Annotated in this window: 19 protein-coding genes and 2 pseudogenes; 7 read left to right on the forward strand and 14 right to left on the reverse strand. The window is 61.2% G+C overall.

All coding sequences use genetic code 11. The features are described from left to right. Window positions 1–650: 650 nt before the first annotated feature. The 5 genes from OZ411_RS38915 to OZ411_RS38935 all read right to left on the reverse strand — a co-directional run bounded on the left by OZ411_RS38915 (window position 651) and on the right by OZ411_RS38935 (window position 4,221). A complete protein-coding gene (locus tag OZ411_RS38915; protein ID WP_282532186.1) occupies window positions 651–944 on the reverse strand; it encodes a hypothetical protein in 294 nt (97 codons plus the stop codon). A gap of 80 nt (window positions 945–1,024) precedes the next feature. Next, window positions 1,025–1,627: a c-type cytochrome gene (locus tag OZ411_RS38920; RefSeq protein ID WP_282532203.1), complete on the reverse strand. Its 603-nt coding sequence runs from the start codon at window positions 1,625–1,627 to the stop codon at window positions 1,025–1,027. A 123-nt stretch (window positions 1,628–1,750) separates the two neighbouring features. Further along, window positions 1,751–2,227: a hypothetical protein gene (locus OZ411_RS38925; protein ID WP_282532187.1), complete on the reverse strand. Its 477-nt coding sequence runs from the start codon at window positions 2,225–2,227 to the stop codon at window positions 1,751–1,753. Window positions 2,228–2,340: 113 nt separating this feature from the next. Then, the gene (locus OZ411_RS38930) at window positions 2,341–3,108 is read right to left on the reverse strand and encodes a sulfite exporter TauE/SafE family protein (protein WP_282532188.1); all 768 of its coding nucleotides are present in this window, start codon (window positions 3,106–3,108) and stop codon (window positions 2,341–2,343) included. 168 nt (window positions 3,109–3,276) lie between these two features. Beyond that, window positions 3,277–4,221: a transcriptional regulator GcvA gene (locus OZ411_RS38935; protein WP_282532189.1), complete on the reverse strand. Its 945-nt coding sequence runs from the start codon at window positions 4,219–4,221 to the stop codon at window positions 3,277–3,279. Window positions 4,222–4,451: 230 nt separating this feature from the next. On the opposite strand from OZ411_RS38935, the pseudogene OZ411_RS43455 reads away from it, so the two are divergent. Then, window positions 4,452–4,589 (forward strand): annotated as a pseudogene (locus tag OZ411_RS43455) (DUF1127 domain-containing protein); the annotation flags it as partial. Beyond that, window positions 4,586–5,320 (forward strand): glutathione S-transferase family protein, encoded by a 735-nt coding sequence (locus OZ411_RS38945; RefSeq protein ID WP_282532191.1) that lies wholly within the window; start codon window positions 4,586–4,588, stop codon window positions 5,318–5,320. The pseudogene OZ411_RS43455 and the gene OZ411_RS38945, both read left to right, overlap by 4 nt. Window positions 5,321–5,609: 289 nt before the next feature. Here the strand turns inward: OZ411_RS38945 and OZ411_RS38950 are convergent, their stop codons facing one another. The 8 genes from OZ411_RS38950 to OZ411_RS38985 all read right to left on the reverse strand — a co-directional run bounded on the left by OZ411_RS38950 (window position 5,610) and on the right by OZ411_RS38985 (window position 17,781). Further along, complete coding sequence (locus OZ411_RS38950; RefSeq protein ID WP_282532192.1) at window positions 5,610–6,842, reverse strand: efflux RND transporter periplasmic adaptor subunit; 1,233 nt, start codon at window positions 6,840–6,842, stop codon at window positions 5,610–5,612. A 37-nt stretch (window positions 6,843–6,879) separates the two neighbouring features. Beyond that, complete coding sequence (locus tag OZ411_RS38955) at window positions 6,880–10,095, reverse strand: efflux RND transporter permease subunit (protein ID WP_282532193.1); 3,216 nt, start codon at window positions 10,093–10,095, stop codon at window positions 6,880–6,882. Between the two features lie 412 nt (window positions 10,096–10,507). Beyond that, on the reverse strand, window positions 10,508–10,936 hold the full coding sequence (locus OZ411_RS38960; RefSeq protein WP_282532194.1) for a cupin domain-containing protein: 429 nt from the start codon (window positions 10,934–10,936) through the stop codon (window positions 10,508–10,510). 213 nt (window positions 10,937–11,149) lie between these two features. Further along, window positions 11,150–11,632, reverse strand: coding sequence for a hypothetical protein (locus tag OZ411_RS38965; RefSeq protein ID WP_282532195.1), 483 nt, complete (start codon window positions 11,630–11,632; stop codon window positions 11,150–11,152). A 24-nt stretch (window positions 11,633–11,656) separates the two neighbouring features. Beyond that, a complete protein-coding gene (locus OZ411_RS38970) occupies window positions 11,657–12,991 on the reverse strand; it encodes an MFS transporter (RefSeq protein ID WP_282532196.1) in 1,335 nt (444 codons plus the stop codon). A gap of 6 nt (window positions 12,992–12,997) precedes the next feature. Beyond that, window positions 12,998–16,237 (reverse strand): CusA/CzcA family heavy metal efflux RND transporter, encoded by a 3,240-nt coding sequence (locus tag OZ411_RS38975; protein ID WP_282532197.1) that lies wholly within the window; start codon window positions 16,235–16,237, stop codon window positions 12,998–13,000. A 3-nt stretch (window positions 16,238–16,240) separates the two neighbouring features. Next, window positions 16,241–17,461 carry an efflux RND transporter periplasmic adaptor subunit gene (locus OZ411_RS38980; RefSeq protein WP_282532198.1) on the reverse strand — a complete coding sequence of 407 codons (1,221 nt, stop codon included), beginning with the start codon at window positions 17,459–17,461 and terminating at the stop codon, window positions 16,241–16,243. A gap of 41 nt (window positions 17,462–17,502) precedes the next feature. After that, window positions 17,503–17,781, reverse strand: a complete 279-nt coding sequence (locus OZ411_RS38985; protein ID WP_282532199.1) for a metal-sensing transcriptional repressor — start codon at window positions 17,779–17,781, stop codon at window positions 17,503–17,505. Window positions 17,782–17,962: 181 nt separating this feature from the next. Here OZ411_RS38985 and OZ411_RS38990 point away from each other — a divergent pair. The 5 genes and pseudogenes from OZ411_RS38990 to OZ411_RS39015 all read left to right on the forward strand — a co-directional run bounded on the left by OZ411_RS38990 (window position 17,963) and on the right by OZ411_RS39015 (window position 23,040). After that, a pseudogene (locus OZ411_RS38990) lies at window positions 17,963–19,021 on the forward strand (Cj0069 family protein). 307 nt (window positions 19,022–19,328) lie between these two features. Continuing rightward, the gene (locus OZ411_RS39000; RefSeq protein WP_130576921.1) at window positions 19,329–19,586 is read left to right on the forward strand and encodes a hypothetical protein; all 258 of its coding nucleotides are present in this window, start codon (window positions 19,329–19,331) and stop codon (window positions 19,584–19,586) included. A 296-nt stretch (window positions 19,587–19,882) separates the two neighbouring features. After that, a complete protein-coding gene (locus OZ411_RS39005; protein WP_130576920.1) occupies window positions 19,883–20,200 on the forward strand; it encodes a hypothetical protein in 318 nt (105 codons plus the stop codon). A gap of 1,618 nt (window positions 20,201–21,818) precedes the next feature. Then, a complete protein-coding gene (locus tag OZ411_RS39010; protein ID WP_130576919.1) occupies window positions 21,819–22,112 on the forward strand; it encodes a LysR family transcriptional regulator in 294 nt (97 codons plus the stop codon). A 190-nt stretch (window positions 22,113–22,302) separates the two neighbouring features. Beyond that, window positions 22,303–23,040, forward strand: coding sequence for a response regulator transcription factor (locus OZ411_RS39015; RefSeq protein ID WP_282532200.1), 738 nt, complete (start codon window positions 22,303–22,305; stop codon window positions 23,038–23,040). A 186-nt stretch (window positions 23,041–23,226) separates the two neighbouring features. On the opposite strand, the gene OZ411_RS39020 is transcribed toward OZ411_RS39015, so the two are convergent. After that, entirely contained in the window at window positions 23,227–23,394 is a 168-nt protein-coding gene (locus OZ411_RS39020) for a hypothetical protein (protein WP_165420947.1), read from the reverse strand. Window positions 23,395–23,467 lie beyond the last annotated feature (73 nt).

The raw sequence follows: 23,467 nt of genomic DNA on the forward strand, positions 1-23,467 counted from the left end.
TCGTAGTGGCTGATGATCATCCGCTCCGACATGCCGCGCACGCGGCTCGGATCGCAGGAAAGGGGTTTCATCGTGTAGGTCATGGCAGCCTCCTGACACATGGCCCGGCAATCAGCCAGGCGACGAAAATGCCGGCAGCCAAAGGCAGCGTCAGATCAGAAAGCTTGTATGATAAGATCTGGATAACGGCAGACATGATGCGCCCTTGGTTGAAAACCGGACGCGATTCTTGGGCATGTCGCCTCGTGGGGAGATCGCTTTCCCCATGCGCGCAAATAAGGCTGAGAGCGCGAACTTGTCAATGCGGAACGAGCCGAGTCTCCGCAGCGTGATGGACGACGGAACGCTTGGAACGACAGCGAACCTGCCCCTCTCCCATTCCGATCCCCGGTAGCCTAGCAAGGCCGCCGCCTTCAATCGGCTGCTGTGATGCTGTAGTCGCTGAGGTACATGTGGCGGTCGGGCCCTTTGACCAAAGGCCGATACGCCCTGACACTGGCTGCGCCAGCGTGTCCTCAGGGTAGAACTTGCCGTCGAGCCAGCCCTCGACCTTGGTGCCGTTAATGCAATGATCACGCTGACCACGCGGCGACTTCCATCGTCGCCGCGCGTCGTGTGAGGTTTATCGACTGATCGAAGCGCGGTGCCGCTCAGTCATCATCGTCGTCATCGATAACGCGCAATCGCCCGTTTTGCGCGTCCACGACGATCTTGCTGATTTGGCCCTGCTTCGAACCGACAGCTTCTAAGTATCGCCCGTCGCGGATAATTTGCACGTTCGACCAGCCATCAGACTGCAACTTCTGACGCATCTGGTCTTCGGTCACCGGCTGATCACCCGCAATGAACGCAGGACCTTGCCTCGGTTCCGCCGTCACCATTGCAATACCGGCGATGCCCGCCAACATCAGGCCGGCGGCCGCCCAGATAAATTTCCGAGTCATTGCGCTTCTCCTTTTCGTCGAGACGAATGCCCCCAAATCGAACGCATTTTCTCGCGCGAAGTGAAATTACGTGGTCCTCGTCATAGCCGCGCGAGGTAGTGCGCCAGCGCCGCGATATCCTGGTCGCTTAGTGGGTAGGCAACCTCGGCCATCGCGGCGACACCGCCGCCGGATCGAACGCCGGCCTTGTAGTCGTGGAGCGCCTTCAAAAGGTAATCCTCGCGTTGCCCCGCGATACGGGCAACGGCTTTGCTGCCGGCATAGTTATCGCCGTGACAGGAAGCGCAATGTCCGACTGCCGCCGCCTTTTTGCCGGCGTCTGTCAAATCAGGATGATCGTCCGCCCCTTTTGCCGTCGTCGGATCGGCAGCCTTGAGCGAAGCGAAATATGCGCCGAGGTCGCGAACATCGTCGTTGCTGAGTTGTTCAGCAATCGGACCCATGACCTCGCTCTTGCGCGCACCGCTGCGAAAGAAAACCAGTTGCCATTGCAGGAACTGATCGGGCTGCGACGCCAATGATGGCGTGTTCTCTGTGGTGGAGACGCCCTTGTCGCCGTGACATGCCGCACAGGCCTCCGCCTTGCTCTTCCCAGCATCTGTATCCGCGGCAACGCTGTGCGTCACCGCACCGATCGGCACTGCCAGAAGGAGTGACAGCGATAGGCGTCTCCAATATTCCATCCTGCCAACCGATCGATCGCCAGCAACGTCGTGCATGATCAGATCCTCCGCAGGATGGTCTTTCCGCCGAACGCGCACCAGCGACGCATCCGGCAAGGCATGCTTGCAATACGCGCCACCGCCTTATTCCTTCCTGAGCCCGACGATGGTCTTCTCCCCGTCGATGGTCTCGATAGTGAGTTCGACCTCGTCGCCATAGCGAACGGAATCGAAGAGCAGACCGTCCTGTACCTTGAGGTCCGCAGTCGCGCGCGGTGTCAGGCGCACGGCGATCCGGTCGTGGCGTTGGTCTACCTCCGCGACGACCCCTCGCAACGTCTCTTGCGGCCTTGTCCGCGTCGCCAGCGCGGGGGCGAGATCGTCGATCTGATTGGTGAGGACCGGCTGGGTCGCGTCACGAACCGAAGTGGTCGCCGGTACATCAAGAGGGCGCGACGCGGCATGCGCCGGAGCAAGTATCGCGCCTGAGATCGCGAGAGCCCGGAGCGTGCCGCGGCTTGTGCCGAGCAGGCGCCCCATCCAGATGCGTGACGAGTTTGCGCGAGAATCGGGATCGCGGGCGAAAAGTCGAATCCGAGAAGAGAAGTTGATGGCAGACATGCGGCGTCCTTGGTGAAGTACGGACGCGATTCTTGGGCATGTCGCCTCGTGGGGGGATCGCACGCCCCCATAGATCGAATAAACCGATTGCCGTCGCTCCTGTCAATCGGCTGTCAGACAACCAGCAAGACTCCCGAAATCAGCAACAAAGCGAGTACCAGCTTTCGGAACATCGCTTCGTCAATGTAGTCAAACAGTCTCAGCCCAAGCCATGTTCCGATTAGCAAGCACGGCAAACCCATCACGAAGAGTTTAACGGTCTCGCTGGTCACCGTTCCCTTTCCTCCAAGCCAGAGCGCAGACATGAGGAAGGTGGTAACGGCGACGGGCTGGAATATCGTGCGTTGAAGGTCCTTCGGCCAGCCGCGCAGGCCGCACCAGATCGTCACCACTATGCCTGCTAAGCCGGTCAGGCCTCCAAGCACGCCGTTGAGGAAGCCAACCGCAGCGTCGGCCGCGCTCCCTCCGGTGGAGATCGGTTTTAGGCTGGGTCGGAGAAGTGCGTAGAGACTGTACGCAGCGAGGAACGCGCCAACCGCGATGCGGACGGTTCGAGGATCGGACCAGGTCAAGAGAGACACGCCCGTCGGAACCCCGAGCGCGGCGCCGACGATGAACGGCAGCAATTTGCTCCTATCGAGCGCGCGGCGCAGTCTCCAGACTGAGTAGCCTTGCACCAGAAGACCGAAGCCGACGATCAATGTCGCGCTCTGCAGCGGCGTGAGGATGTAAAGCCAGAGCGAAGCCGCCACAAGCCCAAAGGCAAAGCCCGAGAGCCCCGCAACAAAAGCACCCGCAAAGGTCGCAAGCAGAAATAGCGGAAGTTCAAAAGTGGACCCGTCCATGCGCTCGCTCCATAGAAAAGCGAGCAGCGCTTGCATGGGGTCACCATTTTACGGGGAGGCTGCGACGTCCCCGATCAGTAAAATAGAGCAGAGAACGAACGACCGCAACGAGCGACGGTCTTGCGCCGCCATTCCTATTCGCAACGGCGATCAGGGAAGAGATACTGACCGTTGCTTATCTTCAATCGTCTGCGTGAGGGATGATCAGTCCCCGCTCTCCTTGAGCGGGTTCACGGACCAGCCCAGCTTCTTGAGCTGCCGCAGATCCCTGGAAGCCTCTGCCAAGAGCCAGTCGCGGAATGTGACGATCTTCGGCTGGGCTGCCGTCGCCCTCGGACAAATGATCCAGTAGGTCTTCGACAGTCGCAACGCTTCCGGAAACGGCCGCACCAGCCGTCCGTTGATCAGGTCCCACGCCGCCAATGTCGTGCGGGCAAGCGCGACACCCTGCCCGTTGATCGCCGCGTCGATCACCATGCTGGCCCGATTGAGCACGGGGCCGTGGATGATATTCGTGTCGTCGACGCCCGCCGCCTGCAGCCACCTGGACCAATCGGTTCGGCTGTCCATATGGATCAGCGGATAGTTGAGGATATCGGCCGGCTTGCCGAGTCGTCGGCGGCCCGAGAGAAGCTTCGGACTGCAAACAGCAAAGAGCTGCTCGGCGCTCAGCTTGACCGTATCGAGCCCCGGCCAATTGCCCTCGCCATGGCGCACCGCAAGATCGACTTCCTCTCGCGCGAAGTCGACGTGATGAAGCGTTGCGGAAACGCGAAGGTCGATCCCAGAATGAGCTTCGGCAAAATGGCCCAGCCGGTGAACGAGCCATTTGGCCGCGAAGTCCGGCGAGGTGCTGACGGTAAGGACGCCGGCGTTCTGGCGTTGCAGAAGGCGCTCTGTGCCAACCGCAATGCGGTCCAGCGCATCGCGAACGATAGTGAGATAGTCCTTGCCCGCCTCGGTGATGATCAGGCGCTGGCGCTCGCGATTGAACAGCTTGATTGCAAGCTCAGCCTCCAGCGCCTTGACCTGATGGCTCACGGCGCCCTGCGTGACGCAAAGCTCCTCGGCCGCGCGGGTAAAGCTCTCATGCCGCGCCGCGGCTTCGAAAGCCTTCAGCGCATTCAGGGGTGGTAGGCGTGGGCGCATCGCAAGGACTTCATGAGAAAAACTAGGGCGGGCCAGAGAAACGATGCTTTGCGGATAACGGCCCGCTAACTCTATTGAACAGCTCCAGTGTAGCATTTCATGAGATTTGGAGCTTGTCGATGTCAACCTTGATCAATGATACATCGCCGTTTCGATTGATCCGGTCGGCGATTCCGCGCACGCAACTTCACCGGGAAAATTCGGTGCGAAGGATCGACGCTCCGCAGCGTGGGCTTCGTGCTTGGGCCGCGCGGCGCAGGCTGCGCATGGCACTCCGCGATCTGGCCGACGACAAGCATCTGCTCGCCGACATCGGCTTGACGCGCGAAGAAGCGCTGGACGAGGCCGCCAAGCCATTCTGGCGATGACAAATGCGCCCGCCATAAACGAGGAAGGGGAGGAGCAAATGGCTGAACCGATTGTCTATGGCTTCCCGCGAAGCACCTACGTCAACATCGTGCGTCTGGTTCTGACGCACAAGGACGTGCCTTACGGCTTTCATGACCTCGAACCTGTGATGGGACAGCACGAGCACCTGGCGCTGCATCCGTTCAACCGGGTCCCGATCCTTCGGCATGGCAACTTTACGGTCTACGAGACCAGCGCGATCGCCTCTTATGTCGATGAAGCCTTCGAAGGGCCAAAGCTGACGCCGCACGACGCTCGCCTGCGGGCGCGCATGAACCAATGGATTGGTGCGGTGAACTCTTACTATTACCCTTACATGATCTATCACGTGACGCATGAACGGCTGGTCTTTCCGGAGCTTGGCATCGGATCCGACGAAAGGGTCGTGGCACATGCGCTGCCCAAGGTCGAGCTTGCCCTTGGCGTGGTAGAGCGTGAACTTGAGCACGGCCAGAATTATTTGCTCGGCTCGGAACTCACGATCGCGGACTTCTTCCTGCTTCCGAGCACCTTTGCCTTCAGTTTGACGGAAGAAGGCAAGGCAATGTACCCGAAATACCCATCCTTCTGTCGCTGGCGGGAGCGGATGGAGAATTTGCCAGCGACAAAAAAGCTGCGGGCTATTCTGCCTCCCCGCACTCCGATCGAGCATGCGCGCGAGTGGGCCAATTCGCACCGGCCGAAGTGTTAGCGCGACGATGTGAAACTTGCCGGGTGCTTCCGGCAGCACCAAGTTGACGATTCGGGAAAACGCAGACTTCCGGCGCAACAGAATAGGTTCGGGGCGCTGTAGCTGGCGCATCGTAGTGCCGGCAGGTCTCGATTTAGGTGGCTAAGCTCGGCGGATTGCAAGGCGGTAGGTCGCCGCGCGACCGATGGTTGGCGGCGGAGTAGCGGAAAACTTCCCCAATCGGACGACGACGACCATAGTCGCAATAAAAGGCATCCTTTCGGGCTGCTCCGTGGTGTCTCTTGCCGCACTAGGAATTCTCACGGACCATCTGCGGCTGGACCGCCGTTCTTTGTGGCGGCACGCCCTTTGCGTTGGCCACGACTGGCATCTCCTCCGACAGGCCGCCCATCACCTCGATGCGGCCATTATCGGAGAGGCCAATCTTGACGGGAAGGCGTGTGATCCGATTGTCAGTAACGGCATACACGAAATTGCCCTCGCCATCCGAACCTACGGCGGCAGTGGGTACGGTAAGCGCATCGGGCCGGCGGTTCATTTCCAGTGAGACCTCCGCATACGTGCCCGGATAAAGCCGTTCGTCGGGATTGGGCAAGTCGATTTCGGTACGCATGTCGCGGGTCTCGGGATCGAGGCGCAGCGAGAAGCGGGTTACCTTGCCGATGAATGGCTTACCCTCGAAACCAGACGGCTTGACGATCGCCGGATCGCCGACGTGAAGGTGAGGCACATCGTTCTCCGGAACGTCGCAAAACACCCTGATCGTGTCGATCCGCTGCAGTGTGAAAAGTGATCCTGCGGACGGCGTGGTCCGCGTGGCCGCGGCGGCCTGAACCAAATCGCCCCGGTTGACCTGGCGCCGCGCCACCACGCCATCGAAAGGCGCCACGATCTGCGTATAGGCGAGCAGCGTCTTGATCCTCTCCACGGTGGCGGCGGCCACATCGACCTGGTGGGCCGCGAGATCGCTGTTCGCTTCCGCGACACCGAGATCCGCCTTGGCAATGGCCGCGTTGGCGTGCACCTGATCGAGTGTCCGGTCACTGATGAAGTTCCGTCCCTCGCCCAGTTCCTCCCGGTCCTTCGCCAGGGCGTCCTGAAGCGCCAACTCCGCCTTGTTGTGATCTAGCTGACGGCGCGCGCTCTCCAGCGTACTTCGTTTGGCTTCCAACTCGGCCTTGGCTTCGGCAAGCTCCTGCTTCATTTCCGGAACGTCGATAACAGCGAGCACTTGACCCGCCCTCACGTGATCGCCGATATCGACCCGAACCTCCGACAGGTATCCCGAGACTTTGGCGAAGAGATCCGCTTCCTCAAAAGCTTCGAGGGTCGCATTGGTTTGAAGACGTTGTGCCACCGTGACTCGGCGTGGCCGCACGACCTCGACCGGCCGAGGGTTGTCGACATTCGTTTGCTTCACCGGTGATGGCGATGCCGCCAGGTGTTGCCGCTCAACAGCGATGCCTCCTGCTGCGAGGCCGACCAACAAGACCTTGATAACCGTTCGGCTTGTGAAATTCATAGTACGTCACCTTTAGGATTCCATTCTGGCCGTTCGCTTATTCCGCCGCCAGCTCGCGGGACTCCGCTGTTCGGTCGCCAGGATACCGTACCGCCCCGAGCCGCGACTCCGGCTCGAAATGACGGCAATGCGGGTCGTCAGGATCCAGCGACGCGGAAGTCGGCGTATGTCGCGACTGAAGCATGGCTATGATCGCGGGCAGTATGATGAGCGTAACGCAGGTTGCGCCGAGCAGACCGCCGATCACCGCCCGCCCAAGGGGCGCGCTTTGCTCTCCGGTTTCGCCTAGTCCGAGTGCCATCGGCAGCATCCCCGCCAGCATCGCGAAACTCGTCATCAAGATCGGACGCAGGCGGCTTCGTGCGCCTTCGATGGCTGCCTCCCACGGCTCGCGGCCCTCAGCGCGGCTGCGCTCTGCGAAAGTTACAAGCAGGATGGCGTTTGCCACGGCGACGCCGATTGCCATGATCGCGCCCATGAACGATTGAATATTGAGTGTGGTCTGGGTCAACCAAAGCATGATTACAACTCCCGCCACTACGCCGGGAATCGTCAATCCCACTGCCAGGGAAAGCAGCAACGACTGGAAGTTGGCGGCCAGCAGCAGAAGGATGACGCCCACCGCTGTCAAAAGTCCCAGACGGAGGCCGCCGAACATCTCCACCATCGGCTGGATCGCCCCGCGCAACGTCACATTCACCCCATTTGGCGGCTTTCCGACGTCGCTGATCGCCTGCTGCACACGGCTTGCTACGCGTCCTAGATCCTCGCCGTGAATGTTCGCGCTAAGCGTCAGCATCCGTTGCATGTTGTAGCGGTCATATTCGCCGAGCGCCGTGCTATCGGTAACGTGAGCAACATTGCGAAGGTCGATCTGTTGGCCCGATCGGCGAGCGATTGGGAGGTTCTTCAACTCTTCCAGGGAATTCATCCGGCGCTCAGGGATCTCGACTTGCACCTGATATCCAATACCGCTCTTTGGATCGGCCCAATAATTGGCCGAGGTGTAGCGACTGGATGAGGTACCGGCGACAATCGATTTCGCCACGTCATTCGTCGTCACTCCCAGAACGCCCGCTCGCTCGCGGTCGACGGCGACCGCAACTGTCGGGTAATCAAGTTCCTGCTCGAATCCAAGATCTCGCAGCGTCGGCACCTGTCCCAGCCTCGCTCGCAGCTTATCCGCATATTGGCGGCTGTTGGCGAAGCTCGGCCCGCTCACGGCGACTTCGATCGGGGTTGGTGCGCCGAAGCTCATCACCCGGCTGACGATGTCGCTTGGCTCGAACGAGAAGCGTACACCCGGCAGTTCTTGAGACAATTTCTGACGCAGCCGCTCCTTCAAATCCTCGATGCGGATTCCGGCGCCGCGCTTGAGCTGCACCTGCAGCACCGCTTCCTCGGAGCCGGAACTCCAGAGGTATATGGTGTTGATGGGGTAATTGGGCGGCTGCGTGCCGACAAAACCGAGGCTGATGTCCACATTATCCGGCCCGACCTCGCGCTTGATCGCCTCGAGGGTCTGCAGCGCGATTTGCTCGGTGCGCTCGATGCGCGTTCCCGCCGGAGCCCGGAGATGCAATTGGAGCTGGCCGGTATCTACGATTGGAAAAATCTCGGTGCCAAGAGAGTTGCCGACGAGGAAAATGATTGCGCCGCAGATGATGAGATAGGAAAGCACGACGATGCGCCGCCGTTTCATGACGGCGCGCGCGAACCAATCGTACTTGGCACGCATCCGCTCGAAAGACGTGTCTCGCGGCTTCTGGTGCGTGCTCGGATTGCGCAGCATCCATACCGAGAGTACCGGGACAAAGGTACTGGAAAGGAAATACGATCCCACCATCGAGAAGCCGACGGCCAAGGCCAGCGGTACGAACAGGTTGTGCGCAGCGCCGGTCATGAAAAATGCGGGAATGAACACCGCCAGAATGCAGAGCATGGCCACGAACCGGGGCAGCGTCGTCTCGGCCGTGGCCCCGCTCGCGGCACGCGCCAGGCTGCGGCCTTCAGCAAGATGCGTGTGGATGTTCTCGATGGTGACGGTCGCCTCGTCGACCAGGATGCCGACAGCCAACGCCAACCCGCCCAAGGTCATGATGTTGATGGTCTGACCCGATACCCAGAGCGCCGTCACCGACGCGAGAATCGCGAGCGGGATGTTCAGGACCACCACGAGCGAGCTGCGCCAGTCCCGCAGAAACAGCAGTACCATGAGGCCTGTGAGCACCGCGCCGAGAGCGCCTTCGACGAACAGTCCCTGGATGGCGCGCGTCACGTAGGGGGACTGGTCGAACTGGTAACTGACTTCGACATCATCGGGCAGTACCGATTGGAAGCGTGGTAAGTTGGCTTTGACGGCCTGGACGACCGCGAGTGTCGAAGCGTCCGCGCGTTTGGTTACGGGGATGTAGACCGTACGGCGTCCATTCACCAGCGCGTAGCCGGTTTGGATGTCGGCGCCGTCTTCGACCGTTCCGACGTCGCGTATGAAGATCGTCTGCGTTCCGCGCGAGCGGATGGGAATGTTGCCTAGACCGTTGAAATCCCGGACAACGGAGTTAACCGGCACCATGGGCATGAGGTCGCCGATGCGGACGTTACCAGACGGGCTGACTGTATTGCCGGCGCCCAACGCCTGGACCACTTCGTCTGGCGACATGTCGTAGGCACGCAGCTTGTCGGGATCCAAGCGAACGAGAATAGTGCGCTGGCTCGAGCCGAAGGGCGGCGGTGCAGATACGCCTGGCAAGGTCGCGAACAATGGCCGCACCTTGAAGAGCGCCGCGTCCTGTAACTCGGCGACTGTTTTCGTCTTGCTGGAGAAGACGAGGTCGCCGACTGGAACGCTGCCACCGTCGAACCGCATCACGAAAGGCGGCACGGTTCCGGCTGGCATGAAGGCGCGGGCGCGATCGACGTAGCCGACCGTCTCCGCCGTGGCCTGCGCCATGTCGGTGCCGGGATGGAATTGGAGCTTGATCAGCCCTACGCCCTGGATCGATTTGCTTTCGACATGCTCGATGCCGGTGATGTAGAGGAAATGATACTCATAATAGTTGACGATGAACCCTTCCATCTGTGCCGGATCCATTCCGCCGTACGGCTGAGCCACGTACAGGACGGGCACCCCGAGATCTGGGAAGATGTCGCGAGACATGCGATCAACGGCCAGAACACCTATCAAGGCGACGGCTACTATCATCGTCAAAAGCGAAATCGGACGTCGCAGCGCCAAGGACACCAAGTTCATCTTGCCGCCTCAGCCGGTTCTGCCGCGTCCGAGCGACCCAACGCGCCTTGACGGCGGCAACAAACGCTACTGGGACATTTTGGAGAAATGCAGCTCATGTTTCGGTCCAAACGCCCAGCGCACGCGGTCACACGACCTCGAGCAATGAGCAGAACTTGGACGGAGAACCGTCTTGGGATGCCGGGTGTCTGCGGGCCCCGACGTGAAGATCAAACATTGCAATCCAACGTGACCTTCTCAACTAAACTTACTTTTACGTTTCTGGAAATCCAATTGACGAGAAATTGTAGGCGTACGTTGCCTTAATGCTGCGTCCTGAGCCTATGTCGGCAATCGTGAAGCCTCGTGTTACGATATTGATTGGCACGGGTCGCGCCTTCGGCACTAATGGCATCGCCTTCCCAGCGTCGCTTCAGTTCCTCACGACGAGAATCAGCGGCTTGTCCCTGGCAGCTCTGCTGTGCACGACCAATGCCCTGACGCTTGCTGTAGTTTCATTGCGGGCGAGATGGACGAGATCGGCCGCGATGATTCCTGCCTCTCCGGCGTTGAGCCGAGTCACGGCTGCTCCTTCGACTTCCACGACAAGGCTTCCTTCGAACACATGAAGCAATTCCTGCGCACCGGGATGCATGTGCCATGGAGCGGCCGTGCCGGGTGCGAAGTCGACGACACTGACAATCGTCTCCTGGACGGTTTCGCCCTGACTTTCCAAATCTTTTCGGAGTATCTGGGTGAGCTTTGGCGCTGTTGGCGTCTGTGCCCAGGCGATCGTTGGCACATATGGAAGCGCTGCTGCCGCTCCAGCGAGGTAAAGCAATTCACGGCGGATCATTTTCATCTTCTGCCTCTCGAGTTTCTCGGCGGTTGCGGTCCTTCTCTTGCTTTGCACTTAGGATACCGAATGAACCCCGTGCTCGGGCGGAAATTCCGGGAACCGATTCCGCCGGCTCTGGACGTTGTGCCTGATTTGGCGTTGCTGTGAAGACCATGCCGGCTGCGAACAGAGACAGGAGCATGCCCCATTGAGCTGCCCCATGGGCAACGGCATAGGTCATGATGAAGGTGGTGAGCGGGCATGGAATGAGCCCGGTTGCGATCGCCAGTAGCGGCGCGGAACGGTCGTGGCGATGAAGGTGGGGCGAAAAGCTCGCCACAATAACCAGAGTCCGATCAGCACGATCAGGATTTGGCTCGCTTGTTCCAGGGCCGGCGCACGCCCGGCGCCGCCAATCGTGTGCTTGAGCACGGCGTAGCCGGAAAGCACCAGGACGACGGCGGAGCCGACATGCGTGAGGATCCGGAGTAGGCTTGAGACGAGGGCGCTTCGCCAGCGTCCATCCGCCGCATAGTACGAGGTCAGCACCGATTTTCCGTGGCCGGGCAGGAGGGCGTGCAGCATGCCGAATGCGAACGCAGCCACGGCCAGTGACGGTAACGCTGTGGCCCCGCTCTCCTTCAGGGCGTTCAATGCCTGAGACGCATTCGCATACAGCGCGCGCTGCGCCTCAAAGATGGAATCGAACCCCGCGATCAATAGACCAATCCGCTTCAAATTTGCTCAAGCATCGTTGGGCCAGCGCCGGTGATGCTCGTCAATGACGAACACGTGAGCGTGGCGTTTCATGGGTGCGCCTTGCAGATGAGGATCGTCGGGCGCAAGGGTGGGATGATCGTGCTCGATGATCTCCGGATCGTCCGCCGGCCACATGACCCACGCCGCGACGACGCCGACAAACGTGATCGCCGCGAGCACTAGCGCGGTCGCGGACAGGCCGGTCGAATTCCCGAGCCAGCCGGCCATGGCATAGGTCAGCAGCCAACAGGCATGCGAAAGCGCAAACTGCGCCGCGAACACCGCGGGGCGGTCGGACGACTGCGCCGAACGTCTCAACAAGCGTCCGGTCGGCGTCTGAACCGCGCTGTAGCCAATTCCCATCAATGTCCATGCCACCAGCAGGACCGGCCAGATCTGATCGTACCCGGTACGGAGAACAGCCATCAGCCCCAGCAACAGAGCCGTCAGCAGCGCGGCGGCGGAAAGCATCACCGCGCGATCCGGCAACCGGTCGAGCACCCTCGGCAGCAACAGCGCCGCCAGCATCGAGCCGCCGCCAAAACAGGCGAGCGCGATGGCGACATCGTTGTCGGGCCGCCCCAGCACCGCGCGGACCAGCATCACGGTATTGACGATGACCATGGCGCCCGCCGCGGCAACCGACAGGTTCAGCGCGAGCAGCCCGCGCAGGCGCGGCGTCGCCAGGTAGATCCGGACGCCTTTCGTGGTCGTTTCGTAGAACGACTGGCCCGCTTCAGCCTTGGCCGCTGTCGAAGGCAGCCGCACAGAGACGACCAATAGCGCGGAACACAGGAAGCCGATCACCGTGCCGGCAAACAGATTGTTGAACGAGATCACCGTCAGCAGCGCCGCCGCCAGCGTCGGGCTGAGCAGATTTTCGAGGTCGTAGGCCAGGCGCGAAAGGGACAGGGCGCGCGTGTAGTCGCGTTCCTCCGGCAGCACGTCCGGAATGGTCGCCTGGAACGTCGGGGTGAAGGCCGCGGATGCGGACTGCAGCAGGAAGACTAGGACATAGACCTGCCAGACCTCGGTGACGAACGGCAGCGCGACCGCGACCGAAGCCCGCAACAGGTCCATGGCGACCAAGAACGGCCGGCGAGGCACATAGCCGGCGAGGCTTCCCGCGAACGGCGCGATCCCGACATAGGCGATCATCTTGATCGCAAGCGCGCTCCCCAGCACCGCGCCCGCCTTGTCGCCGGCAATCTTGAACGCCAACAAGCCGAGTGCGACCGTCATCAGGCCGGTGCCGATCAGGGCGATGACCTGCGCGGCGAACAGATGGCGGTAGGTGCGGTTGGCGAGGACGAACAGCATGGCGGGCTATTCCGCCGCCCGTCTCGGCACGAAATGCTGTTCTGTCTCCAGTTGCGAGCGCCGCGGCGCGAAATAGGCATACAGCGCGGGCAGCACGAGCAGGGTCAGCAGCGTCGCCGTGAGCAGCCCCCCGATCACGACGGTGGCGAGCGGCCGCTGCACCTCCGCGCCGGTGCCGGTCGCCAGCGCCATCGGCACGAAGCCAAGCGACGCAACGAGGGCGGTCATGATGACCGGTCGGAAGCGGGTCAATGCGCCTTCCTGGATCGCGGTCCGCGTATCCACTCCCTCGCCGATCAGCTTGCGGATCTGGCTCAGCATCACAAGCCCGTTCAAGACGGCAACGCCGGACAGCGCAATGAAGCCGACAGCGGCCGAGATCGAGAATGGCATGCCGCGCAGCCACAGCGCGGCGATACCGCCAGTCAAGGCCAGAGGCACGGCGCTGAACACCAGCAGGGCATCGCGTGCCGATCCCAGCGCGCCGAGCAGCAGCAGGAAAATCATTGCAAAGCAGCCCGGCACGACGAACAAGAGGCGTTGGCGGGCAACGGAGAAATTCTCGAACTGGCCGCCCCAGGTCAGATAGGTGCCCGGCGCGAGCTTCACCTGCTCGGCGACCTTGGCCTGCGCCGCGGCGACAAGCGAGCCGATATCCCGCCCGCGCACTTCGGCGGTCGCGACCACGCGCCGCTTGCCGTTTTCCCGGCTGATCTGGTTGGCGCCGTCGGTCGATTCGAACGAGGCGAGCGTACGCAAGGGGATGGACGCCGCCGGCGCATTGGGATTGGCATGCGGCAGCGGCACCGGCAGGTTTTCCAGCGCGGAGATATCGGAGCGCAACGCATCGTTCAGGCGAACCACGATCTGGAAGCGGCGGTCACCCTCGAACACGAGGCCGGCGACCCGGCCGCCAATGGCGGTTTCGATCAGGTCCTGGATGGTCACGAGGTTGAGCCCGCGGCGCGCGATCTCGGCCTTGTCGATCCTGATCTCCAGGAACGGCAGGCCGGTCGTCTCCTCGACCTTGACGTTTTGAGCCCCCTCGATGCGGCGCAGGACATTGGCGATGCTCTCGGCCGTCCGCTGCATCTCGGCAAAATCGTCGCCGAAGACCTTGACGGCGAGATCCTCGCGCACGCCGGCGATCAATTCGTTGAAACGCATCTCGATCGGCTGCGAGAACCCAAGCCTGTTGCCCGGCAATTTGCTCGCTTCGGCCTCGATCTCCTTGATGAGATCGTCCTTGGACATCGACGTATCAGGCCACTCGCTCTGCGGCTTGACGATGATGTAGGTGTCGGACGAACTCGGCGGCATCGGATCGGCGGCAAGGTCCGGCGTGCCGGTCCGTGAAAACACGAACGCGACTTGCGGGAACTTGCTGACCGACTGCTCGATCAGGAGCTGCATCGCCTGCGCCTGCGCCAGCGAGGTGCTGGGCACCCGCTTGACCTCCATCACGATGTTCTTTTCGTCCAGCGTCGGTGTGAACTCCTGCCCGAGCCGGGTGAACAGCGCGCCCGCCCCGAGGATCAGGAGCAACGCCAGCCCAATCACCGGCAGCGGCGCGCGGGCGGTACGGGAGAGCAGCGGCGCGTAGACGGATTTCAGCGCGCGGATGATGGCATTCTCCTGCTCGCGCACGGGCTTTGAGATGGCGATCGCGATCGCCGCCGGCACGAAGGTCAGCGACAGCACGAACGCAGCCACCAGCGCGATCATGACGGTGAGCGCCATCGGCTCAAACGTCTTGCCTTCGACGCCGGTGAAGGTGAGAAGCGGAACGTAGACCAGGATGATGATGAGCTGGCCATAGACCGTGGGCCGGATCATCTCGGTTGCGGACGCGGTGACCGTTTCGAGCCGCTCGGGCAGTGACAGGACGCGCCCAAGCTCGCGCTGCCGTTCCGCGAGATGCCGCAGGCTGTTCTCCGCGATGATGACAGCGCCATCGACGATCAGGCCGAAATCGAGCGCCCCGAGGCTCATCAGGTTGGCGCTGAGCCGTCCCTGCAGCATGCCGGTGGCGGTCAACAGCATCGTCAATGGAATCACGCAGGCCGTAATCAGTGCCGCGCGGAAATTGCCGAGCATCAGGAACAACACGGCGATCACCAGCAGCGCGCCTTCCGCCAGGTTGGTTGCGACGGTCTGGATCGTGGCGTCGACCAGTTGGGTTCGGTTGAGCACCGTTCGGGCATGGATGCCGGGGGGCAGCGTCCGGCTGATCTCCTTGATCTTGCGGTCGGCCGCGGCGGCGACCGTGCGGCTGTTGCCGCCAATCAGCATCAGCGCGGTGCCGAGCACCACCTCGCGGCCATCGATGCTGGCGCTGCCGGTGCGCAGCTCCTTCCCGATTGCGACATCGGCAAGATCGGAGACGCGGACCGGCACGCCGCCCCGGGTCGTCACCACGATCCGGCCGATATCATCGAGATTTTCTACCCGCCCGCTGGCCCGGACGACGACGCCTTCGCCGTTCTGCTCGATGAAATTGGCGCCGCGGCTGATGTTGTTCGCCTCGATGGCGTCGATTACTTGGGTGAACGACAGCCCATAGGCTGCCAGCCGGACCGGATCGGGCTGCACCTGGAACTGTTTCACGAAACCGCCGATCGCATCCGCGCCAGCGACACCGGGAACGGTGCGCATCTGTGGGCGGATGATCCAATCTTGGACCGTGCGGAGATAGACCGTGCGCTGAAAATCGTCCGTCAGCCGCTCGCCTTCGGGCGTGAGGTAGCTGCCGTCGCTCTGCCAGCCGGGCTTGCCGTCCTGCACCGGCGTGGTCGCGCCCGGCTTTTCATACTCCACCGCCCACCAATAGATCTCGCCGAGGCCGGTAGAGATCGGACCCATCCGGACGTCGACGCGGGGCGGAAGATTGATCTTCGCCTCGTTGATGCGTTCGGCGATCTGCTGGCGGGCAAAATAGATGTCGGTGCGGTCGGCGAACACGGCGGTGATCTGCGCGAAGCCGTTGCGCGAAAACGAGCGGGTTGACTCCAGGCCCGGCGTCCCGGCCAACGCGGTTTCCAGGGCCACCGTGACCTGCTTCTCGATCTCGATTGGGGTCAGCGCCGGCGCGACCGCATTGACCTGGACCTGAACGTTGGTGACGTCGGGAACGGCGTCGATCGGCAATTTGGTCAGCGACCAGAAGCCGGAAGCGGCAGCCGCCAGCGTGACCAGCACAACGAGCCAGCGCCGGCGAACGGAGAAATCGACGATCCACGGGATCATCGCCTAGTCCTCGTCGCGAGGTTTTGCGAGCTCTGCCTTGAGCGAGAACGTGTTCGAGACGGCAATGGTCTCGCCGGCAGCGATACCGGAGGCGATCTCGACGGACTGCCCGTCCTGCTCGCCAAGCACGACGCTGCGCTTTTCGAACCCGTCCTTGTTGCGAACGAAGATCGCCTTTCCACCGTCGACATTCTGGATCGCGGTTGCGGGCACGACGACCTCGACCCGACGCTCGCTGAGTGCAATCGCGGCTGTGACGAACGATCCCGGACGCCAATACCCATTCGTGTTATCGAGCGCCGCCACGACGCGGGCGGTTCGGGTTTCCTTGTCAAGCAACGGGCTGACGAACACGATCTTGCCGATTGCCGTCTCGGGCAATCCGCGCGCCGAGACCCGCACCGACTGGCCCTCCCTGACCTGCGGCAGATCGGCGGAAGAGACCGACAGCTCGACCCAGACGCGGCTGAGATCGACAATGACAAACAGCTCGGTCTCGAGATTGTCGCGCCCCACCGCCGCGCCAAGCTCGACTTTGCGTTCGGCAAGCCGGCCCGACACCGGGGCCCGGACGTTCTGGCTGCGCAGCGACGCGTCCGGGGATTGCGGCAGGCCGGCGATTTCGTCCGCCTCTACGCCCAAGGCGAGCAACTTCTGGCGCGCGATGTTGAGGCGCATCTCGGTCTGCGCGGCGGCATTGCGCGACTTGATGTATTGCTGCTCCGGAACGGCTCGCCCTTCCCACAGCGACTTGTCACGTGAGGTGAGGTCCTGCTGCAACTCGTTGGCAAGACGGGCGGCGAGATACTCGCTCTTGGCGTCCGCCACTTCGCGGCTTTCAAGAACGGCAAGCACGTCGCCCTTGGTGACGTCATCACCGATATTTTTGCGCAGTTCGGCCACAGTCCCCGATAGCTTCACCGAAACATGGGACACCCGGCCGGCATCGGGAATTACCGTCCCCGGCACGGCCAGGCGTTTTGCGACCATCCCGGGACCGACCGTGGCCAAGTCGATGTGCGCCAGCTTGATCCGATCGTCGTCCATGGCAACGACGGGTATCTTCGGCACGGCCTGTCCAGACGTGCCATTGGCCTGCGTCGGGGCATTGCCCGGCGCGATACCGACGGTGCGCTGCAGCCTGGTCGAAACGTCCGGCATCAGCGCCACGACGGCGGCGCCCGCCAGAAAGGCGACGACTGCAATGAAGGAGCGATTAGCCATCGAAGTCTCTGATCCGGCGCGAAGAAAACGGATGCATCGCGCTAAAGATATTTCGAGATGGCCTTGAACTCGGCCACCACGCTCTTGGTCGATTTCGCAGTACCGTTCACTGCGGAGTCCAGGCAATGATCGACATGATCATGGATCAGCGTCCGCTTCGCCTCGCCGATCGCCTTTTCGACGGCATGCAGTTGCTGGGCGAGGTCGAGGCAGGATCGGCCTTCGCCGAACATCTCGATCACCCGGCGCAGATGTCCTTCGGCGCGCCGCAGCCGCTTGACGATCTCGGGGTGGGTTTCGTGGACGTGCTCGTTTGCCATGCCCTATACCCTATCCCCCTGGAGGGGATGCTCGCAAGCTCCAAATCGCTTTAAGGCCGCAATCGACAACTTGCAACGAGTGTCTAAAGTCGCGTAAGCTTTCCCGTGGGGAAGGCAGACTCCCCGTCAGACTTTTCGGTCCAAGCTCTGCGCAACACGCGATCCGTCGTGGAGCTTGCGGATGGACACCGAACGAAACGCCTCTCTCCAACCCACCGTCGCCATCCTCTCGCGCGGAGATGCTGCTGCACGTCGGGACGCAACCCCGCAGAACAGCCGCTTTGTCCGCGTCTTCGAGGCCCTAGCCTCAGTTGGCGTCGAGGCCCGCCCCGTCATCTACGACGAAATCTTCGCTGATGCGGTTCGCGACCAATTGCTTGCGGTCGATGGAGTCCTTGTCTGGGTCAATCCCATTCATGAAGGGAAGACGCGCGCGGCGCTCGATGGATTGCTGCGGGAGGTTGCGGCAAGAGGCCCCTGGGTGAGCGCACATCCCGATGTCATCCTGAAGATGGGGGTCAAGGAGGTGCTTTACCGGACGCGCCATCTCGGTTGGGGCGGCGACACGCATCGTTACGACAGCGCCGCTGCTTTCCGCGCTGAATTCCCGTCGCGCCTGCGGGCTAACGGTCCACGCGTGCTCAAGCAAAACCGGGGCAATGCCGGTGAAGGCGTTTGGAAGGTCGAGTCCCTGCCAGATACTGACGCCGCGGTGCGGGTGCTGCACGCCCAGCGCGGTAGCCTGCCGGAGGACATACCGCTGGAGGCCTTCATCGTTCGCTGCGAGCCATATTTCGGGTGGGGAGGCTGCATCATCGATCAACCGTTCCAGCCGCGCCTGCCGGAAGGGATGACCCGCTGCTATATGAGCGGCTCCAAAGTCGCCGGGTTTGGACATCAATTGATCAAGGCCTTGATACCGCCGCCGCCGGAAGGCCCGGACGCGCCGGAAGCGCAACCCGGGCCACGGATCATGCACGGGCCCGATGCCCCGTCGTTCCAGGCGCTGCGACGATTGATGGAGGACGAATGGACACCACAAATGCTGGAAACGCTCGGCATCGATGGACCCTCGCTCCCGGTCATCTAGGACGCGGATTTCCTCTATGGCCCGCGCGACAAGTCCGGCCGCGATACCTACGTCCTCTGCGAAATCAACGTGAGTTCATGCTTTGCCATTCCCGACGAGGCGCCAGCAGCGGTCGCGATCACCGTTAGAGATCGTCTTATGCGAACTTAAGGAATAGGATCAAAGCGCCACTTCTGCTCTCGGACCCGTAGCGACACGGCATTGCCTTGAGTCCAGCGCCATGACCTCGATGAGCGCCCGATCGAATGGCCGCGTGCCATGGTCCCTCGCAAGCTCGGCGGCGATCCTCCCTCGGAGCAACTTCGCCTGTTTCTCGTCGGGCCATGGGCAGTGGTATACACCGCATCTTCGTCCTCCACGATTGTGAGGCCGGCAGCTTCCAGAAAAGCGGGCTATAAGTGGAACCTTTGTTGGCTGGCTCTATTTGCTCGGTGTCCAATGCTAGGAGGTCGACACCATGACCAAAGTTCTCTTAGCGACATTCGCTATTCTCGCATTCGCGGCGCCTTCATTCGCACAGCAGGACAGAACTACTGGTCAAGCGCCGCCATCCGGTGCGTCGTTCTACCTGACGCAAGATACCGCGACGATGAAATGTAAAGTCGTCAACGCCCAGCCTGCCCCTGGTGACAACATGAAGGTCATCGGTACGGCTCACCCGACGCAGGGAGAAGCGCAAGCGGCGCTGGCGGCTGAGAAAACTTGCGCCAGGTAATGGAGTGAAGGGCCGAGATGATCCCCGCGCCGCCTCACCGCGCGAGGACAGCGTTGTGCTGCGCTACAGGCGGTCTGTGATCCTAGCGACAACTGGATCTGCACTGGTTGTCCTCCGTGGCGCCAGAAACTCCTCTAGCGACGGGGGCACCCTGCCCCGATACGCACCGTTGGCGCAGTTCCTCTGCAAGCTCCTGTGATGCATCCCCCGACCAACCGGAAGCGGTGACCGCATCTTGGAAGCAGCTTTTGCCTCCCGAGAGACTTCCCATGCTGGGCATACCTTGCGGAAGTCCATTGCGCGCCGCGAACGTTGGCGAAGGTAAGGACAGCGAACGACCCATTCACCTACAAGACACCACCGAGAGCAAGCGCGAACTCGTCGGCGTCGTCAACGCGGCGGACATGGGCGAGGCTCTGCTGAAAGCCGTCAGCATACTGGCGCGACAGAAAATCACCTCGCGGGTCGAGATCGAGCGCACCGGCAGGTGGAACGGTGATGACCTCGGGCACCTCAGCCGAGCCGCCGAGCTTCTCGCCTCGCACGTCCCCGAGCGCACCGGGCCCTGCATCGGGAGCGCGCCTGGCATCTATTCGCCCAGGAAAATTGACTGAACGCTACGGAGCGTCCTGATCGCTGTGCTGGTCCACTCGAGACCAAAGGCTACCTCGGAATTTGGGATCGCAAATGAGCCGCCGTTCTCTCCTCAGCCTCTTTGTCCTCTTAAATCTTGCCTGCTGGATAGGCTTGTTTTTCCTGGCATGGCCAACCAAGGATGCGCCCCCACCGCTCGTCGCCCGAGTGGAGCGGTGACTGACGGACCACCTCGCATCTGACTCGCTCACCAAAATGACCGAGCCTTTCCTTCCCGTCATGGCGCCTTGTTTTCAGTGCGCGAAGTGGTGCCATCTATGCACTACCAAGAAAAAACCACCCTGCGGCGGCTTACGTAAATCGGGTCCGCACGGATCGGATCCAGACGGCGCTTGATGTCTGATATGTCCTTAGCAGCGGCGAGAAAGCGGACGTTACCAGAGGTCAGAGTCGGGCCAATACCGGAAGTAGCCAGCCTATTCGATCACCCGGTCGATGCGGGGGCTGAACGTCGGCGGAAATTCGAGCGATGCCGCTCCGCATCAATCTTCCGCACGCCAGGTGACTACCTATTCAAATGCCGCGATTTGCAAGCACAACGGCAGCAAGGATCGGACCTGCATCGGCGACAAGCGGGCGATCATGTGCGCTGACTGCGCCTACGCACTGCCCGATGATCACGAACCTAGAAATATCGCCACGGACAAGCACGCGCCATTTGTGCGTTAGGAACTTTGTTCAATCTCATGATCCTTCTAAAATTTGCACTGCCGCAGACAGGACAGAAGTACCAAGACTCACTTACGATTACCCTCGGACCCGGACTGGGATTGATACCGCACATCGTTCGATGACATTGAAAACCGTCACAAGCATCATAACCCATGAGTGCAATTTCAGGGGCGGGATAACCTGAACAATACACTTTCGTTCCAGTCCAGCATTCGCCACCGTCCCCTTTTGGATCACTCTTCACGTATGTCATTCCCAGATCAGTGCAGTCTGCTGGCGATCCAGAGCAAAATGGGGCTGTCCCGATCCACATCCCTGGCTCCGCAAATGCATCCCCGCTTAGCAAGATAGCGGTTACTGCGAAGACTATCCTGAGTAGGATCATAGAAGCCTTCCTATCTGTGACAGATGTGGAGGGGGCTCCAGGGTGGATACCCTGACCCACCGCAGAAAGATATTTGAGCAACCAAAGACGCCTGTAAAGAAAGATCCGCATGTCGCACGACTTACCAGTGGTCAGTCGCGCTCATTGCTTTCATTTTACTTCATGATCTCGCGGAGAGACTTCGGCCGCGGAGGTGACCTGTAGCGGCCCTCCCACCAGGCCGCGATCACGCCCTCGAAGGGAGCTTCCACAGAGTGCAGTTCGGCATTCCGCTATCGGTTCTGACTAGCGTTCGCCGCGCCAGGCCCAGCCACCGAAATGCCCATGCCGATCCTCGACGAGATAACGCAGCCTGATCCGGCAGGGATTCGCGAGTGGGTTTGATGTCGCGGACAATCGGCCCAATCGCAACCGCGCCGTCTCAGACGCCGTTGACGAGGGATCAGGGGCGCACCAGCCTCCGCCTTACGGATATTCGTCCCGCGTTTTCCAGGTACCCTTCATCCTTGCACAGGCTCCATATGGCCGGAATCGAGTGGGACATCCTCGCCGTTGCCAATGCAGGATTACTCGCAGGCGCAGCCCGCAATATCGGTGTGAATCATACGACGGTGCTGAGACGCGTCGGCGCTTTTGAGACCGGGCTTGGCCTGCGGTTATTCGAACGGATGCCGACCGGTGTTTTGACCTCAGGCGGCGAGGAGCTCATCGCGGCGGCTGGTCAAATCGAGGATACTGTGACGAGCCTGAGCGCAAACTGGAGGCAAGCTGGCTGGACTGGATTTCGAAAGCGTCACTGGCGGCGATTCCTCTGACGGATGATCAAGGGTGTACGCCACGAGTGTTAGGCCTAGATCAAGTTAATAGTGACTTGTTGAATTTGCCATAGATGTGAGGTATCTTGTGTTCAACTTTAGGGGGGCCCCGTGCGCGCCTCACGACAAAAACACAGAAGCTGGAGCATCAAGCTTACGCCCAAGCCCTTAGGGCTTCATGGAGGGCAAGATGACAATTCCGAGCGCCGAACTTGGCATTTTAATTGTCGACACTCTCCCGCTGCGAAGTCTAGGCCTTACCAGCATTCTTGGCCGTTTGGATCATTCGGCCGCCCGCAGTAAGTTTCGGCTGACTGTACATACTCCGGACCAAGCAGAACGGTTGATTGATGCGGACGCGAATTGTGAAATGCTGGTTTATAATGCTGGCAGCGGTTCGATTGCAGACAGCGATAATATGCAAAGGATCAAGGTCCTCAGGGCGCTCGCTCCCGACGTGCCTCTCGTGATTTTTTCGGAAAGGGAAAGTCGCGAGGAGATCATCTCAGCGTTGAATGTTGGTGCGCAAGGAATCGTTAATGCCGGAACAGACGAGGAACTAGCGCTACAGGCCTTCTCGCTCATACTCAACGGCGGATCATATTTTCCGTCGGCGATGCGGCCAAAACGGAGTTGTGCGGCGCAGCGGCATCCGGCGGTCGATAGCAACCCCGCCCTCTCTTGCGGCATAAGAGATGGCAACGGCGGCGAAGAAGATTTGGCAGACCCAGGTCCGAGAAATCGCAACCTAACAGCGAGGCAGAACGCTGTCCTGGAACTCCTGAGCCGTGGCGAATCGAACAAGGCCATTGCGCGCCGGCTCGGGATGAGGGAAGGCACGGTCAAAGTTCACGTGCGGCAGATCCTGCGCAAGTTCGGCCTGATGAACCGCACGCAGGTCGCGGCGGTTTGCGCGACGGGCCGATAAGGAACCCTTGAGCGCGGTCCGTCGTCATGTTGTACAACCAACTCCGGACGCATCGTTGGACAAGGATCCGCGGGGGGCCATCGTCCATCCAACGGCTCGCCGTCCAGTCCGGCGGGTTTCATCATGGATATGGCCGGATGTAGTATTTGGTAGGGACAGCAGCGCGGTACCACCTCGATCAGGTATCTAGTCTTTGTCCATCTCCTGGAACAACTCCTGCGCCTGGGTGATCTTGTTCAGCGCCTCATAGGCCAACTGGCACAGCGCATCTATGTCTTCCCGCGAAAGCTCCTCGCGCGGCGATGATGCCAACACCCGGATCAAGGCGTAGCTCAGGGCATGCGCTTCGTCCACTAGGGCAATCGCTTGGGCAAGTAGGCGGCTCGTAGGTTCCGCCCCCTTATGGTTTCGCCCAGTCACGTTCGTC

The organism is Bradyrhizobium sp. Arg237L (assembly GCF_029990105.1).
Taxonomy (GTDB): domain Bacteria; phylum Pseudomonadota; class Alphaproteobacteria; order Rhizobiales; family Xanthobacteraceae; genus Bradyrhizobium.

Bases quoted from the DNA above. Each gene is read 5' to 3' on its own strand.
- OZ411_RS38920 (WP_282532203.1), bottom strand. From the start codon at position 1,627: ATGGAATATTGGAGACGCCTATCGCTGTCACTCCTTCTGGCAGTGCCG.
- OZ411_RS38950 (WP_282532192.1), bottom strand. From the start codon at position 6,842: ATGAATTTCACAAGCCGAACGGTTATCAAGGTCTTGTTGGTCGGCCTC.
- OZ411_RS38985 (WP_282532199.1), bottom strand. From the start codon at position 17,781: ATGGCAAACGAGCACGTCCACGAAACCCACCCCGAGATCGTCAAGCGG.
- OZ411_RS38925 (WP_282532187.1), bottom strand. From the start codon at position 2,227: ATGTCTGCCATCAACTTCTCTTCTCGGATTCGACTTTTCGCCCGCGAT.
- OZ411_RS38945 (WP_282532191.1), top strand. From the start codon at position 4,586: ATGACAAATGCGCCCGCCATAAACGAGGAAGGGGAGGAGCAAATGGCT.
- OZ411_RS39000 (WP_130576921.1), top strand. From the start codon at position 19,329: ATGACCAAAGTTCTCTTAGCGACATTCGCTATTCTCGCATTCGCGGCG.
- OZ411_RS38935 (WP_282532189.1), bottom strand. From the start codon at position 4,221: ATGCGCCCACGCCTACCACCCCTGAATGCGCTGAAGGCTTTCGAAGCC.
- OZ411_RS38930 (WP_282532188.1), bottom strand. From the start codon at position 3,108: ATGCAAGCGCTGCTCGCTTTTCTATGGAGCGAGCGCATGGACGGGTCC.
- OZ411_RS38915 (WP_282532186.1), bottom strand. From the start codon at position 944: ATGACTCGGAAATTTATCTGGGCGGCCGCCGGCCTGATGTTGGCGGGC.
- OZ411_RS38970 (WP_282532196.1), bottom strand. From the start codon at position 12,991: ATGCTGTTCGTCCTCGCCAACCGCACCTACCGCCATCTGTTCGCCGCG.
- OZ411_RS39015 (WP_282532200.1), top strand. From the start codon at position 22,303: ATGACAATTCCGAGCGCCGAACTTGGCATTTTAATTGTCGACACTCTC.
- OZ411_RS38955 (WP_282532193.1), bottom strand. From the start codon at position 10,095: ATGAACTTGGTGTCCTTGGCGCTGCGACGTCCGATTTCGCTTTTGACG.
- OZ411_RS39010 (WP_130576919.1), top strand. From the start codon at position 21,819: ATGGCCGGAATCGAGTGGGACATCCTCGCCGTTGCCAATGCAGGATTA.
- OZ411_RS38980 (WP_282532198.1), bottom strand. From the start codon at position 17,461: ATGGCTAATCGCTCCTTCATTGCAGTCGTCGCCTTTCTGGCGGGCGCC.
- OZ411_RS38960 (WP_282532194.1), bottom strand. From the start codon at position 10,936: ATGAAAATGATCCGCCGTGAATTGCTTTACCTCGCTGGAGCGGCAGCA.
- OZ411_RS38975 (WP_282532197.1), bottom strand. From the start codon at position 16,237: ATGATCCCGTGGATCGTCGATTTCTCCGTTCGCCGGCGCTGGCTCGTT.